The sequence below is a fragment of the Loktanella fryxellensis genome, assembly GCF_900110065.1.
Classification (GTDB): Bacteria; Pseudomonadota; Alphaproteobacteria; order Rhodobacterales; family Rhodobacteraceae; genus Loktanella; species Loktanella fryxellensis.
In genome coordinates, this window is record NZ_FOCI01000010.1 from 99,539 (window position 1) to 113,617 (window position 14,079).

Below are 14,079 nucleotides of genomic sequence, written 5' to 3' on the forward strand. Positions count from 1 at the left end.
GCAGGTCTGCCGCAAACACAGGCGATTCCCGGACAGGGCCGCGGTGTTCGTGCTGATTCTGACACACGGCACGTTGCGCAACCCCGCCATCCTCGCGGTCAAGCAGTTGCCGCGCAAGGTGTTCGGCCGCGTGACGCCGTGGCCGCGGCGGCGAAGCTGGGGTCGCCTGCTGCGGATGCTGGTGGAGTTTCAGAGCGTCCGCTACGCCCTTGCGCTGCTGCCGCTGGTGGTGATCGGCGTGGTGTGGACCGACCTTGCGCTGCCGCTGGCGCAGGCGCCGCTGTTGATGATCGTGGTGATCTGGTGGGTCGAATCCCGCGTGATCCGCGTGCCCGCGGCCAAGCGCGCGGCGCTGGTCGATGCGGCGGCGGCGGACCGCGCCCTCGATCTGCTGCGGGTGCAGGGGCGGGCCGTGCTGACGGCGGTTGCCGCCGCGCGTGGCATTCGGTCAGGTCAATTGCATCTGGTCGTGGAACAGTCCGACCTGCGCGGCCTGCCGCCCCTGACGCTGGTGTCGGTGCAAAGCGAGGACGGGCCGCAGGTGCTGGACCTGAGCGAGGCGGAACAGGCGTTGGTCCAGCGTCATCTGTTCCAGCCGCCGTTGGACGAAGGCACCCTGCACCGCATCAACCTGGCGCAGAACGTGTTCCTGCGCGACATCACCTTCGACACGCGCGGCGTGTCGGCCCATGCGCGGCTGGCGGCGGCGCTGGACCGGGCCTAGCGGCTCAGGTCGATCAGGCGACCGAACGGCGCGGTCAGGCCGTGTGCGTCGGGCACCGCCCAGATCACGGGCACGCGCGGGGCCGGGCCGAAGTGGCCGTCGAGGTCGGTCAGCATCACCAGCGCACTGGCCTGCATCGCCACTGCATGGCGGATGACGGGGGCAAAATCGGTGCCGCCGCCCTGTGGCAGATCTGGCATCCGGGGGCGCGGGTCGCCGGGTGCAATGCGGGCAATGTGGCGGATACCGTCGTCGAAGACCGCGACATGCAGATCGACGCGCATCCGCCGCGCGATGCCCGTCACCTCGGCCCAGAACAGCGCCAGCCGCCCGTCGTCGATGCTGCCAGACGCGTCGAGGCCTATGCAGATGCGCGGAATCTCGGTCAGGGGCCGCATACCCGGCTGGAACGCGGGCGTTGGCGTGCCGGTGGCCTGCGCCTGTGCGAGACCTGCGATCCATGCCCGCGCGGGGCGCTGCGGCGTGGGCGTGCGCTGCGGCATGGTGGCCTGCGCCAGCGCGCGGCGCAGGATCAGCGGCCACGGGGTCTGCGGATCGGGAAAATCCGCCAGATGCCGCAGCCCCGCACCGATGCCGCGCCCCGCCGCCTGCCCCGCGGCGATGGCGCGGGCCAGATGCTGCTGCCAGCGGGCCGCGTCGCCGTTGGGATCGTCGGATGCGCCTTTGCCATCCGCCGCGTCCAGATCGGGTGCAAAGCCCTGCGCGCGGGCATAGTCGGCTGCCTTGTCGTCGCCGTCCCCGTCGCCACTGCGTGGCAGCAGCGCGAAATAGAGCCGCTCCACGTCCCAGTCCGCGAGGCTGGCGTCGGGCTGCCCCAGCCCATCGCGCAGCAGGCCCGTCAGCGTCACCGCCGGGCGTGGCAGTGCGTAGTCCGCGGCCAGCAGCGCCTGATTGATCAGCGCATCGGCGGCAAGGTTGTAGAGGTCGGCGCGCAACGCGCCGCCATGACGCTCCTGCAGGTCGGCCAGACGCGCCGAATGGCGCAGGGCGACATGCAGGATGTGGTGCGCCGCAAGGCCGATCTGTTCGTGGGGCGCGAGTGCCTCGAACTCCGGGCCGTAGGTGATCACGGCGCCTGCCGTGGCAGTCGCCGCCCCGTCCCGGTGATCGCACCATAGCGCAAGGGCGGCTAGCGTGGGATCGGCCTCGGCCAGTGCGGTCAGGGCCGGGGTGGCGCGGCGACTGTGAACCGTCACGGGGCGCGGTCGGCCATGTAGGCCGCATAGGGCTGCGAGGTGCGGAACGCCTCCTCCCACCCTTGCGCCAAGGCCCGTTCGATCAGCAGTTCCATGCCGTAGGTGGTCAGTTCCGCCAGCGGCAGGCGGGCGAAGGCCGGATCGTCGCGCAGGGTGCCCAGTCTGCGGATGTCGGCCACGATGGCGATGCAGTCGGGCAGCGTCTCACGCTCTGCCAGCGTCACCAGCGCATAGACGAGTGCCGTCAGCCCGTGCAGGTTCGCGGGGTAGAGCGCCGTGCGGTCACTGGGGCGCGCGGCGACCATGTCGGAGACCTGCACGGTCGCGGCGATCTCCTGCTCCAACAGGATGAACTCTGCTGCCGCAGCGTCGCCAAGGGTGCCGGCGATCATGATGTCCCGCAGCGTGCGGTCCGGCACCGCGCGCAGGATGGCGCTGACCCGCGCCCAGCTGCGCGGCGTGCAGGCGATCATGCGGCCCCGTTGCAGGGCGTCCGCCGTCGTGTCCAGCAGGTCGGGCCGCGTGCGGATGAATGCGGTAACGGCGGGATGCAGCCCCTGCGGCACCGCATAGCGCGTGATCCAGTCCGATGCCTCTGCCACCACGGACAGGTGGATCAGGCGGTCCGACAGGGCGGTCCCCATCTCGTAGGCGATTGCGCCGTCGTCCACGGTATTGCCGGCGGCCACGATAAAGGTGTTGGCGGGCAGCACATGCAGCCCGACGCGGCGTTCCTGCAGCAGGCCATAGACCGTGGGTTGCAGGGCGGGGGCGGCTGCCGTCAGCTCGTCCAGGAACAGGATCGCCGGGCGGTCGGGATCGTCGGGCAGGTCCTGCGGCGGATACCAGACCGTGCGCCGTGCGTCGTGGTCATAGAACGGCAGTCCGCGCAGGTCCTGCGGCTCTATCGTCGTCAGGCGCAGGTCGAACAGGCGACTGCCCGTCTCGGCTGCCAATTGGCTGACGATCTCGGTCTTGCCGATGCCGGGGCGGCCGTGCAGCATCCACGATGCGGTAAGCGTGCCCGCGCGCTGCGCCGCGTGACCCGCCCGCAGGGCATCCAGCGCCCGGCCCGCCGAGATCGGAGTCGTGTTGATGGTCATGCCTGCCCCCCGTTCTTGCAGGCCAAGGGTAGCGGGTGGTGCGCAAGGGGCAAGCGGTGCGGCGGTGTGGCCATTTGCCATGTCGGGTGCGTGGACAACCTGTTAGACCGACGACTGTCAGACAGACGACCGTTAGATGGATGGCGGCCAGACCCGCGGCCCCGCAGCAGAAGGACCCGCCCATGACCGACGACTGGATCACCCGCTTTCCGGGCCTTGCGGCCCTGTCGCCAGACGTGCGCGACGTGCTGGTGGGGCAAAGCGCCATCGTCGAGGTGCCCAAGGGCACGCGCATCTTTGGCCCCGGGCAGTCGCCGGAACACCTGCTGCTGCTGCTCGACGGGGCGGTCCGCGTGCACCAGACCTCCGAACAGGGGCGCGAAATCGTCCTCTACCGTGTGAATGCTGGCGAAAGCTGCGTCCTGACGACCGCGTGCATGCTGGCCTACGAGGATTATTCCGCCGAAGGCCATGCGGATACGGACGTGCGCGCCGTGGCGATTCCGCGCGTCGTCTTCGACGATCTGGTGTCGCGGTCGGTGCCGTTCCGGAACTTCGTCTTTGCCGCCTATGCGCAGCGGATCACCGACCTGTTCCACGTGATCGAGGAGATCGCGTTCCAGCGCCTCGACATCCGGCTGGCGCAGCGGTTGCTGACGCTGGCGGGCGATGGCGATGCGGTTGCGATCACGCATCAGGATCTTGCGGTCGAACTGGGAACGGCGCGCGAGGTCATCTCGCGCCAGTTGGCGGAATTCCAGCGCCGCGGCTGGGTCGCCCAGTCGCGCGGGCGGGTCACGCTGCTGGATCCGGACGCCATCGCGGGTCTTGCGCAAGCGGCGTGATCTTTTCGGACGGTTGGTGACGAGGTCACAGACGCACGCGATTCGGTGGTCTATCCCTGTGTCATGATCGACGAAGGGATTTTGACGATGACACGGAATGTGGGTGGCATGGACCGGGTAGCGCGGTTTGCGGTGGGGCTGGTGCTGCTGGCGCTGACATGGGTGTGGCCGGTGGCGGCGCTGGGCAGCGGTGCGGCGTTCTGGATCGCCACGGTGGTCGGTGTGGCGATGATCGTGACGGCGCTGGTGCGGTTCTGTCCGCTGTATCCGCTGATCGGCGTCAGCACGTGCCGGGTGCGCTGATGGAAACCGCGTTCACCCCCTTGCAAAGTTTGGGCGGCGGTGTCGTGATCGGGCTTGCCGCCGTGCTGCTGATGGGTCTGCATGGCCGCATCTTCGGCGCGACGGGCATCCTGACGGGGATCGTCGCGCCCGCGTCGCGGCCCGACTTCACATGGCGGGCGGTGCTGCTGGCGGGCATGGTCAGCGGTCCGCTGCTGGTGCTGGCGCTGACCGGGGCGATGCCCGCGGTCGATGTGCCGGTGTCCACCGCGATGCTGATCGTGGGCGGCCTTCTGGTGGGCGTCGGCGTGACCTTCTCGTCCGGCTGCACGTCCGGGCACGGCGTCTGCGGGCTGGCACGGCTGTCGCCGCGGTCCGCCGCGTCGGTTGCGACCTTCATGCTGGCGACTGCCGCGACCGTCTATGTCATCCGCCACGTGATCGGAGCGTAAGATGAAGTACCTCTCCCTCTACCTCATCGGACTGATCTTCGGCACGGGCATTTCCGTGTCGGGCATGGCGAACCCGGCCAAGGTGCTGAACTTCTTCGACGTGGCTGGCACTTGGGACCCGAGCCTAGCCTTCGTCATGGGCGGGGCGGTGATCGTCACGTTCATCGGCTATCGGTTCGTTCTGCGGCGCCCGATGCCCGCGATGGCCGATGCGTTCCACCTGCCGACCAGCCGCGCCATCGACGCCCGCCTGCTGGGCGGATCGGCGGTGTTCGGGATCGGCTGGGGCATCGCGGGCTTCTGCCCCGGCGGCGCGCTGCCCGCACTCGGCACGCTGGATGCGCCGGTGTTCATCTTCGTCGGCGCATCGATCGCCGGCATCCTGCTGGCACGGGGCATCACTGCGGCCCGCAGCCCCCGCACAGCGACCGCTTGAAAGGATCTAGACCATGACCGATTTCCCCGTGGACATGACCGTGCAACCGCAGGTCACCGCGTTCTTCGACGAGGCCACCAACACAATCAGCTATGTGGTGAAGGACCCGCAGTCGTCGTCCTGCGCCATCATCGACAGCGTGATGGACATCGACTATTTCGCCGGCCGCATCACCTATGACCACGCCGACCGGATGATCGCGCATGTCCGCGACAACGGCTTGACGCTGGAGTGGCTGATCGAGACGCATGTCCATGCGGATCACCTGTCTGCGGCCCCCTATATCCAGTCGCAGCTGGGCGGCAAGATCGGGATCGGCGACCAGATCAGGGTCGTGCAGGAGACGTTCGGCAAGATCTTCAACGAAGGCACCGCGTTCCAGCGCGACGGGTCGCAGTTCGACGCGCTGTTCGCCGATGGCGACACCTACATGATCGGCGGGATGCAGGCCTTTGCCTTTGCCACGCCGGGGCATACGCCCGCCTGCATGGTGCATGTGGTGGGCGACGCGGCCTTCGTCGGCGACACGCTGTTCATGCCCGACGGCGGATCGGCGCGGGCTGACTTTCCGGGCGGCGATGCGGGCACCCTTTATGACAGCATCCAGCGCGTGCTGACCCTGCCGGACGCGATGCGGCTGTTCATGTGCCACGACTATGGCCCGGGCGGGCGCGACATCCGGTGGGAGACGACGGTGGCCGAGCAGAAGGTCCACAACATCCACGTGGGCCACGGTGCCACGAAGGAGGCGTTCGTCAAGTTCCGCACAGAGCGCGACGCGACGCTGGCGGTGCCCAAGCTGATCATCCCGTCGCTGCAGGTGAACATGCGCGCAGGTGAAGTGCCGCGCGACGACGACGGCCACATGATGCTGAAGGTGCCGGTCAACGGTCTTTAGCAGTCGACGGTCTTTGAAGCTGAACGGTCTGTCACAACGAACGGCCCACACGGTCGGTAAGGGGAGGCGCGGAAGCCATGGATATCAGGACGATCACACCGGACGTGGCGGTCGCACCGCAGATTGCGGTGGCGGACATGTCTGCGATCCGCGCGGCAGGCTTTGCCAGCGTGATCAGCAACCGCCCCGACGGCGAAGAGGCGGGCCAGCCGAGCTTTGGGCAGATCCGCACGGCCGCCGCGGCGGCGGGGCTGCGTGCCCTGCATCTGCCCGTGGTGTCCGGGCGGATCACGGATGCCGACGTGGCGGGGTTCGGGGCCGCGCTGGCGGACCTGCCCGGTCCGGTGCTGGCGTTCTGCAAGTCCGGCACCCGCGCCGCGACCCTGTGGGCGCGCAGTCAGGCCGGGCGTCGTCCTGCGGCGGACCTGCTGACCCTGACCGCCGCCGCCGGGTACGACATGACCGGCGTGGTGGCGCAGGATGCGCCGCCGCCGCGTCGCCCGGACATGTCCGCCGCCATCGTGATCGTGGGTGCGGGGTCTGCCGGTATTGCGGTTGCGGCCAGCCTGCGGGCGCGGGACGACACCCTAGATATCATGCTGATCGACCCGTCGGAGGTGCATGATTACCAGCCCGGCTGGACCATGGTCGGCGGCGGCGTCTTCGACGCCAGCGACACGCGGCGGCAGACGGCGGGGCTGATCACAGAGGGCGTCGCATGGATCAAGGCGGCGGTGGCAGAGTTCATGCCAGACGCCTGTGCCCTGTCCCTGACGGACGGGCGCGTGGTGGGCTACGATCGGCTGATCGTCTGTCCGGGGCTAGAGCTGCACTGGGACGGCATCGTGGGGCTCAGCGAGACGCTCGGGCGCAACGGCGTCACCTCGAACTACAGCTATGACCTTGCCCCCTACACGTGGGAGCTGGTGAAGGGGCTGAAGCGCGGTCGAGCGATCTTTACCCAGCCGCCCATGCCGATCAAGTGCGCCGGTGCCGCCGCAGAAGGCGATGTATCTGTCCGGCGACGCGTGGCACCGGCGCGGCGTGCTGCGCGAAATCGACATCCAGTTCATGAACGCCGGCGGCGTGCTGTTCGGGGTCAAGGATTATGTGCTGGCGCTGATGGAGTATGTGGCAAAATACGACGCCACGCTGAACTTCTTTCACACGCTGACGGCGGTGGACGGCGATGCGAAGACCGCGACGTTCCGGGTGGCCAAGCCCGACACGACGGCGACAGAGATCACGACAGGCTTCGACATGATCCACGTCTGCCCGCCGCAGCGCGCGCCTGCGTTCATCCGCAATTCACCACTGGCGGATGCGGCGGGCTGGGTCGATGTGGACCCGGCAACCCTGCTCCACAGGATCCACGCCAACATCTGGAGCCTTGGCGACGTGATGAACGCCCCCAACGCCAAGACGATGGCCGCGGCGCGCAAGCAGGCCCCCGTCGTGGCCGACAACGTCATCGCCGACATCGCTGGCAAGCCGCCCGTGTCCGCCTATGACGGCTACGGGTCCTGCCCGCTGACGGTGGAACGGGGCAAGATCGTGCTGGCCGAGTTCGGCTACGGCGGCAAGGTGCTGCCCAGCTTTCCCAAGTGGGTGATCGACGGCACGCAGCCCAGCCGCCTTGCCTGGGCGCTGAAGGCACAGGCGCTGCCGCAGATCTACTGGAACGGCATGCTGAAGGGGCGCGAGTGGATGGCCGAGCCCGACCGGATCGACGCCTGACGCGCCCATGACGACCCACGACCGCCCGAGGACCCCGGGGTCCTCGGGCACACGTCCCGGACCGATCCGGGGTGACCCCCGACCTTGAAAGAACCGACCATGACCGCCGCCCGCCTTGCCCGCTACCTGCCGATCCTGACATGGGGGCGGACCTATTCGCGCGGCAACCTGTCGAACGACGCGGGTGCGGCGCTGATCGTGACGATCATGCTGATCCCGCAGTCGCTGGCCTACGCCATGCTGGCGGGCCTGCCGCCGGAGGCGGGTCTTTACGCCTCCATCGCACCGATCATCCTCTATGCGATCTTCGGCACCAGCCGCGCGCTCGCGGTGGGACCTGTCGCCGTGGTGTCGCTGATGACGGCGGCGGCGATCGGCGGCGTCGCGGAGCAGGGGACGATGGGCTATGCCGTGGCGGCGCTGACGCTGGCGGGACTGTCCGGCGCGATGATGCTGGCAATGGGTGTGCTGCGGCTGGGGTTTCTGGCCAACTTCCTGTCGCATCCGGTCGTGGCGGGGTTCATCACCGCATCGGGCATCCTGATCGCACTGGGGCAGGTGAAGCATATCCTTGGCATCGCCGCGTCGGGCGACACGCTGCCAGAGCTTGCGGTGTCGCTCGCCGCCAACGTGGGCCAGACCAATCCGGTCACGCTGGCGATCGGTTGCGTCGCACTGGCGTTCCTGTTCTGGGTCCGGCGCGGGCTGAACCCGCTGTTGCGCCGCTGGGGGCTGGGCGTGGGGCTGGCCGGCGCGCTGACCAAGGCGGGGCCGGTACTGGCGGTGGTCGCCACGACCGTGGTCGTCTGGGGCCTCGGGCTGGCAGAGCGTGGCGTCGGCATCGTGGGCACGGTGCCCGCCAGCCTGCCGCCGCTGACGCTGCCGTCGTTCTCTCCCGCGCTGATCGGGCAGTTGCTGCTGCCCGCGCTGCTGATCTCGGTTATCGGGTTCGTCGAATCGATCTCGGTGGCACAGACGCTGGCCGCCAAGAAACGCCAACGCATCGACCCGGATCAGGAACTGATCGGGCTGGGCGCGGCCAACGTCGCCGCGTCCCTGACCGGCGGTTTCCCGGTGACGGGCGGGTTCAGCCGGTCTGTCGTGAACTACGACGCAGGCGCCGACACGCCCGCCGCCGGAGCCTACACGGCGGTGGGGCTGGGCATCGCCGCCGTGGCGCTGACGCCGCTGATCCATTTCCTCCCCAACGCCACGCTGGCCGCGACCATCATCGTGGCGGTCCTCAGCCTCGTGGATTTCTCGATCCTGCGCACCGCTTGGCACTATTCCCGGGCGGATTTCGCGGCTGTGGCGGTCACGATCCTGACCACGCTGATCGCCGGGGTCGAGGTCGGCGTGTCGGCGGGCGTGATCCTGTCGATCATGCTGCACCTCTATCAGACGTCGAAGCCGCACATCGCCGAGGTCGGCTGCATCCCCGGAACCCAGCATTTCCGCAACATCACCCGCCACGACGTGCAGACCGACGCCGCGATCCTGACGCTGCGCATCGACGAAAGTCTCTATTTCGCGAATGCCCGCTACCTCGAAGATGTGGTGCTGGACCGCGTGACGCGCGATCCGGTGGTGCGCGAGGTCGTGCTGATGTGTTCCGCGGTCAACGCCATCGACCTGAGCGCGCTGGAAAGCCTTGAGGCGCTGTCGGCGCGGCTGGGGGACATGGGCATCCGCCTGCACCTGTCAGAGGTGAAGGGCCCGGTCATGGACCGCCTCGCACGGACCCACTTCCTTACGCACTTGTCTGGGCAGGTGTTCCAGTCGCAATGGGATGCCGTTACCGCCCTGCGGGCAGCCCCCCGCACCGCCGCCTGACTTTGACAAGCAGGGCGGGGCATGGTCCTGTGACGTCATGCGTATCCTGATCCTGATCCTCTTGCTGTGGCCCGCCATGGCGTTTTCCCAATCCCGCGCTGCGGTCGAAGGGCAGTTCCGCGGCTGGCTCGACCAGGCCGTCTGGCCACGCGCGGCGCAGACCGGTGTGGCAAGGCCGACGTTCGATGCGGCCTTCGCCGGGGTCACGTTGAACTGGGACCTGCCCGATCTGGTGCCACCGGGCATGGCCCCGACGGGCGGCGGCGGGCAGGCAGAGTTCGGCGCACCGGGCCGCTATTTCGACCGGGGTGGACTCGACGGGGCGGCCAGCGTCGGGCGGCAGATGGCGCAGACCCATGCGGCGACGCTGGCGGCTGTCGAACGCGCGACCGGCGTGCCGGGGCGCATCATCCTTGGCATCTGGGGGCGCGAAAGCGGTTATGGCCGGGCCGAGATTCCGCATGACGTGTTTCAGGTGCTGGGCACCAAGGGCTTCATGTCCACCCGCGCCGCCTATTTCACCGACGAGCTGGTGGCGGCGCTGCAGATCGCGCAGGCGGGTGCGGCGCCAAGGGGCATGAAAAGCAGTTGGGCGGGTGCCCTCGGGCAGCCGCAGTTCATGCCGTCCAACTACCTTGCCCATGCCGCCGATGGCGACGGCGACGGGCGCGCCGACATCTGGGGGTCGGAGGCGGACACGATCGCGTCCATCGGGACCTACCTTGCGCGGCACGGCTGGGTGCCGGGGCGCGATTGGGGGTTCGAGGTCACGCTGCCCGCCACCGTGTCTTGCACGCTGGAGGGGCCGGATCAGGGGCGCACCATCGCCGACTGGGCGGCGATGGGCGTCAACCGCGTGGGCGGCGCTGCCTTTCCGGCCAGCGAGATGCCGGGGGTCGGCTTCCTGATGCTGCCTGCGGGGCGGACCGGGCCGGCCTTCGTCGTCACGCCGAACTTCTATGCGCTGAAGGAGTACAACACGTCGGATGTCTATGCGCTGTTCGTCGGCCACGTGGGCGACCGCATCCAGTATGGCGTCAGCGACTTCACGGCAGGCTGGGGGGCCGTCGACACCCTGCGGCGGTCCGACGTGGCGGCAGCACAGCGTAGGTTGGAGGGGTTGGGTCACGACGTGGGCGGGGCCGACGGGCTGGCGGGCTTCAAGACCCGCCGCAGCATCGGGCGCTGGCAGGCGGCGACGGGGCAGGCAGAGACGTGCTTTCCCAGCGCCGCCGTGGTCACGGCGTTGACCCGCTAGACGTAAAGTCCGATCCCCGCCACCGCCACGTCCGCAGGCCCCGCCTGCCCGATGGCGAGGATGCCGATACGCCGCAGGTTTTCGGGCTGAAAGGTCGCCTCCGTCTTGTGCGGAACCAATGCGGCAAAGGGGATGCGCACCTGCGTCCACGCGGCGGGGGCTGCAAAGGACGCGCGGAACGATTGCCACGGTCGCGCCAGATCAGTGGTGCGCAGGCGCAGGTCATAGGATTGCCCGTCGCCGTACACGTCCAGCCACAGGCCCGCATGATCGCGGGCATCGACGCCCGGCGGCAGGTCGGCAGCCATCTGCACGAAACCGCCGTCGTTCTCCAGGCTGACCAGCCCGGTCAACCGCGCGGCATCGCGACCCGCGACATGCGCGCGTGTCACGCGACCTGTGCTGACGCCGCCCATCACCGTGTCGGCGACGAATTCCCAATCCAGTTGCAGGTCCATGACGCGCCCTTTCGTTTCATGCAGACCTAGCGCACAGCGCGCCCTTTGCGATGCTGCGCGTGCTGCGCTATCACGCAGGCCACCCAACAGGAGACCGCCGTGGACAACGCCATGCCCCGCATCACCCGCACCATTGCGCAAGAGATTGCGGCCCGCCCCGATCAGGTCGCCGCCGCGGTGGCGCTGCTGGACGGGGGGGCGACCGTCCCCTTCGTCGCGCGCTATCGCAAGGAGGCGACGGGCGGGCTGGACGACACGCAGCTGCGCACCCTGTCGGATCGCCTGACCTATCTGCGCGAGCTGGAAAAGCGGCGCAGCGCCATCCTTGGGTCGATCACCGAACAGGGTGCGATGACCGATGCGTTGTCCCGCGCGATCCACGCGGCAGAGAGCAAGGCCACGCTGGAAGACCTCTATCTGCCGTTCAAGCCCAAGCGGCGCACCAAGGCGATGATCGCGCGGGAAAACGGCCTCGACCCGCTGCTGCGGGCGATCATGGCGGACCGCGCGGCGCAGCCTGCCATTCTGGCCGCCGCTTACGTGACCGAGGCCGTGCCGGACACCAAGGCCGCACTGACGGGGGCCCGCGATATTCTTGTAGAGGAGCTGGCCGAGGATGCGGCCCTGCTGGGCCGCCTGCGCCAGATCATGCAGCAGGAGGCCGACATCACCGCCAGGCTGATTGCCGGCAAGGAAGCGGCGGGGGCCAAGTTCTCCGACTATTTCGATCACCGCGAGAAATGGGCCAAGATCCCCTCGCACCGCGCCCTCGCCATCCTGCGTGCGGCGAAGGAGGAGGTGGTGACCGTCGAGATTGCGCCCGATCCCGACACCGTGCTGCCCCGCATCACCGACGCCATCGCCGCGACCATCGGCATCCGGGGGCAGGCCCCCGGCGATTTGTGGCTGCGCGACGCGGCCCTGTGGGCGTGGAAGGTGAAGCTGAGCCTGACCATGTTCATGGACCTGATGGCCGACCTGCGCACCCGCGCGCACGAGGCTGCCATTGCCGTCTTTGCCCGCAACCTGCGTGATCTGCTGCTGGCCGCCCCTGCGGGGGCGAAGCGGACGCTGGGCCTCGACCCCGGTATCCGCACCGGGTGCAAGATCGCCGTGGTGGACGAGACGGGCAAGGTGCTGGAGACGGCGACGATCTATCCGTTCCAGCCGCGCAACGATGTGACTGGGGCCAGTGCCATGCTGTCCGACCTGATCCGCAGGCACGGCATCGCGCTGATCGCCATCGGCAACGGCACCGCCAGCCGCGAGAGCGAACGTCTGGTCGACGCGGTGATCGCCGCCCTGCCCGCCGGACCGCGCCCCGCCAAGGTGATCGTGTCGGAAGCAGGGGCGTCGGTCTATTCCGCTTCCGAACTGGCGGCGAAGGAGTTTCCAGACCTCGACGTGTCCCTGCGCGGTGCGGTGTCCATCGCGCGACGCCTGCAGGACCCGCTGGCGGAACTGGTCAAGATCGCACCAGAGGCAATCGGTGTGGGCCAGTATCAGCACGACGTGGACCAGCGCCGTCTGGCGCAGTCGCTGGATGCGGTGGTCGAGGATGCGGTGAACGCCGTCGGGGTCGACCTGAACATGGCCTCCGCCCCGCTGCTGGCGCGCGTGGCGGGGGTCGGCCCGTCGCTGGCGCAGGCCATTGTGGCCCACCGCGACGCGCACGGCGCCTATCCCACGCGCAAGGCGCTGTTGAAGGTGGCGGGGCTGGGCCCGCGTGCCTTCGAACAGTGCGCGGGGTTCCTGCGGGTCGACGGCGCAGAACCGCTCGACGCCTCCGCCGTCCATCCTGAGGCGTACGGCGTCGCCCGCCGCATCGTGCAGGCTTGCGGACGCGACATTCGCGCGATCATGGGGCAGGACGGTGCGCTGTCGGGCGTCAGGGCAGAGGACTTCGTGGACGATGCCTTCGGCCTGCCCACGATCTGCGACATCCTGAGCGAACTGGAAAAACCCGGCCGCGACCCGCGCCCGGATTTCCGCACGGCCACGTTCGCCGCGGGGATCGAGAGCATCGCCGACCTGAAACCAGGCATGTCGCTGGAAGGGACGGTAACGAACGTGGCGGCCTTCGGCGCCTTCGTCGATATCGGGGTGCATCAGGACGGGCTGGTACACGTCAGCCAGTTGGCGGACCGTTTCGTGAAGGACCCGCATGCGGTGGTCAAGGCCGGCGACGTGGTGCGCGTCCGCGTGACGGAAGTGGACGTGGCCCGCAAACGGATCGGTCTGACGATGCGCAAGGACAACGCAGGAGATGTGGCGTCAAAGCGTGAGCCCGCGCCAAAGGCCGCACGCATCCCGTCGAAGCCCTCCGAGTCGGGTGGCGGGGCACTGGCAGACGCCCTCGCCGCTGCGATGAAGGGGGGAAGTCCGACCAACAGGAGCAAGTGAACGCGCGGCAACGCGCCTGTTTCCAAGGCGTTTCGCAAAAAGTTCACAAAAATGGCGGATGCTGCGAAATTTGTGCTTGCGCCCTTTCTTCGCTGACCGTAGAAGCCCCTTCACCGGAGGCGCAGTGATGCACGACGGAGCGGCGGACGGGACGGACTGCTACGGTGGTTGGTTTTGGAAGCCGGGACAATATCAGAGGTTTGAGGCGGGGCGCGCTTTAAGATTAGCGCATCTTGTTTCTTTTTGCCTCTACGCTGTTTGAAAATTTAGTATCTGAAGAGATATGTGGGCGGTTTGGTTCGGTTCGATGGATCAGACGTTTGCATATCGCGCCGGTAGGGGGAACCCGATGACCGGTGTCAGCTTCACTGTTTGATGTGGTTTCTTGTTATCTTTGGATAACCTGAAGCACAGAAGACAGAGAAACGTCCTG

The 14,079-nt window shown here is 68.4% G+C and carries 12 protein-coding genes and 1 pseudogene; 10 read left to right on the forward strand and 3 right to left on the reverse strand.

Annotated features, from left to right (window positions below):
* The first annotated feature begins 49 nt into the window (after positions 1–49).
* Positions 50–724 (forward strand): hypothetical protein, encoded by a 675-nt coding sequence (locus BMX16_RS09595; protein WP_089902397.1) that lies wholly within the window; start codon positions 50–52, stop codon positions 722–724.
* Here BMX16_RS09595 and BMX16_RS09600 read toward each other — a convergent pair.
* Positions 721–1,941: a vWA domain-containing protein gene (locus tag BMX16_RS09600; protein WP_177174626.1), complete on the reverse strand. Its 1,221-nt coding sequence runs from the start codon at positions 1,939–1,941 to the stop codon at positions 721–723. The genes BMX16_RS09595 and BMX16_RS09600 overlap by 4 nt on opposite strands.
* Complete coding sequence (locus tag BMX16_RS09605; RefSeq protein WP_089902345.1) at positions 1,938–3,044, reverse strand: AAA family ATPase; 1,107 nt, start codon at positions 3,042–3,044, stop codon at positions 1,938–1,940. Before BMX16_RS09605 ends, BMX16_RS09600 begins: the two co-directional genes overlap by 4 nt.
* A gap of 182 nt (positions 3,045–3,226) precedes the next feature.
* On the opposite strand from BMX16_RS09605, the gene BMX16_RS09610 reads away from it, so the two are divergent.
* The 8 genes and pseudogenes from BMX16_RS09610 to BMX16_RS09645 all read left to right on the forward strand — a co-directional run bounded on the left by BMX16_RS09610 (position 3,227) and on the right by BMX16_RS09645 (position 10,785).
* Entirely contained in the window at positions 3,227–3,889 is a 663-nt protein-coding gene (locus tag BMX16_RS09610) for a Crp/Fnr family transcriptional regulator (RefSeq protein WP_089902348.1), read from the forward strand.
* An 87-nt stretch (positions 3,890–3,976) separates the two neighbouring features.
* On the forward strand, positions 3,977–4,192 hold the full coding sequence (locus tag BMX16_RS09615) for a YgaP family membrane protein (protein WP_089902399.1): 216 nt from the start codon (positions 3,977–3,979) through the stop codon (positions 4,190–4,192).
* The gene (locus BMX16_RS09620) at positions 4,192–4,623 is read left to right on the forward strand and encodes a YeeE/YedE family protein (RefSeq protein WP_089902350.1); all 432 of its coding nucleotides are present in this window, start codon (positions 4,192–4,194) and stop codon (positions 4,621–4,623) included. Before BMX16_RS09615 ends, BMX16_RS09620 begins: the two co-directional genes overlap by 1 nt.
* Position 4,624: 1 nt before the next feature.
* Positions 4,625–5,059: a DUF6691 family protein gene (locus BMX16_RS09625; RefSeq protein ID WP_089902353.1), complete on the forward strand. Its 435-nt coding sequence runs from the start codon at positions 4,625–4,627 to the stop codon at positions 5,057–5,059.
* A 13-nt stretch (positions 5,060–5,072) separates the two neighbouring features.
* The gene (locus BMX16_RS09630; protein WP_089902356.1) at positions 5,073–5,957 is read left to right on the forward strand and encodes an MBL fold metallo-hydrolase; all 885 of its coding nucleotides are present in this window, start codon (positions 5,073–5,075) and stop codon (positions 5,955–5,957) included.
* Between the two features lie 77 nt (positions 5,958–6,034).
* A pseudogene (locus BMX16_RS09635) lies at positions 6,035–7,694 on the forward strand (bifunctional protein tyrosine phosphatase family protein/NAD(P)/FAD-dependent oxidoreductase).
* Between the two features lie 99 nt (positions 7,695–7,793).
* Positions 7,794–9,527 carry a SulP family inorganic anion transporter gene (locus BMX16_RS09640; protein WP_089902360.1) on the forward strand — a complete coding sequence of 578 codons (1,734 nt, stop codon included), beginning with the start codon at positions 7,794–7,796 and terminating at the stop codon, positions 9,525–9,527.
* A gap of 37 nt (positions 9,528–9,564) precedes the next feature.
* Complete coding sequence (locus BMX16_RS09645; protein ID WP_089902363.1) at positions 9,565–10,785, forward strand: lytic murein transglycosylase; 1,221 nt, start codon at positions 9,565–9,567, stop codon at positions 10,783–10,785.
* Here the strand turns inward: BMX16_RS09645 and BMX16_RS09650 are convergent.
* Entirely contained in the window at positions 10,782–11,243 is a 462-nt protein-coding gene (locus BMX16_RS09650) for a CIA30 family protein (RefSeq protein ID WP_089902366.1), read from the reverse strand. The genes BMX16_RS09645 and BMX16_RS09650 overlap by 4 nt on opposite strands.
* 111 nt (positions 11,244–11,354) lie before the next feature.
* Between BMX16_RS09650 and BMX16_RS09655 the strand changes: the two genes are divergently transcribed.
* Positions 11,355–13,646, forward strand: coding sequence for a Tex family protein (locus BMX16_RS09655; protein ID WP_089902402.1), 2,292 nt, complete (start codon positions 11,355–11,357; stop codon positions 13,644–13,646).
* The last annotated feature ends 433 nt before the right edge of the window (positions 13,647–14,079 follow it).

Excerpts from the sequence above, each read along its gene's own strand:
- BMX16_RS09640 (WP_089902360.1), top strand. The coding sequence starts at position 7,794 with ATGACCGCCGCCCGCCTTGCCCGCTACCTGCCGATCCTGACATGGGGG.
- BMX16_RS09610 (WP_089902348.1), top strand. The coding sequence starts at position 3,227 with ATGACCGACGACTGGATCACCCGCTTTCCGGGCCTTGCGGCCCTGTCG.
- BMX16_RS09615 (WP_089902399.1), top strand. The coding sequence starts at position 3,977 with ATGACACGGAATGTGGGTGGCATGGACCGGGTAGCGCGGTTTGCGGTG.
- BMX16_RS09620 (WP_089902350.1), top strand. The coding sequence starts at position 4,192 with ATGGAAACCGCGTTCACCCCCTTGCAAAGTTTGGGCGGCGGTGTCGTG.
- BMX16_RS09605 (WP_089902345.1), bottom strand. The coding sequence starts at position 3,044 with ATGACCATCAACACGACTCCGATCTCGGCGGGCCGGGCGCTGGATGCC.
- BMX16_RS09645 (WP_089902363.1), top strand. The coding sequence starts at position 9,565 with ATGCGTATCCTGATCCTGATCCTCTTGCTGTGGCCCGCCATGGCGTTT.
- BMX16_RS09655 (WP_089902402.1), top strand. The coding sequence starts at position 11,355 with ATGCCCCGCATCACCCGCACCATTGCGCAAGAGATTGCGGCCCGCCCC.
- BMX16_RS09650 (WP_089902366.1), bottom strand. The coding sequence starts at position 11,243 with ATGGACCTGCAACTGGATTGGGAATTCGTCGCCGACACGGTGATGGGC.
- BMX16_RS09630 (WP_089902356.1), top strand. The coding sequence starts at position 5,073 with ATGACCGATTTCCCCGTGGACATGACCGTGCAACCGCAGGTCACCGCG.
- BMX16_RS09625 (WP_089902353.1), top strand. The coding sequence starts at position 4,625 with ATGAAGTACCTCTCCCTCTACCTCATCGGACTGATCTTCGGCACGGGC.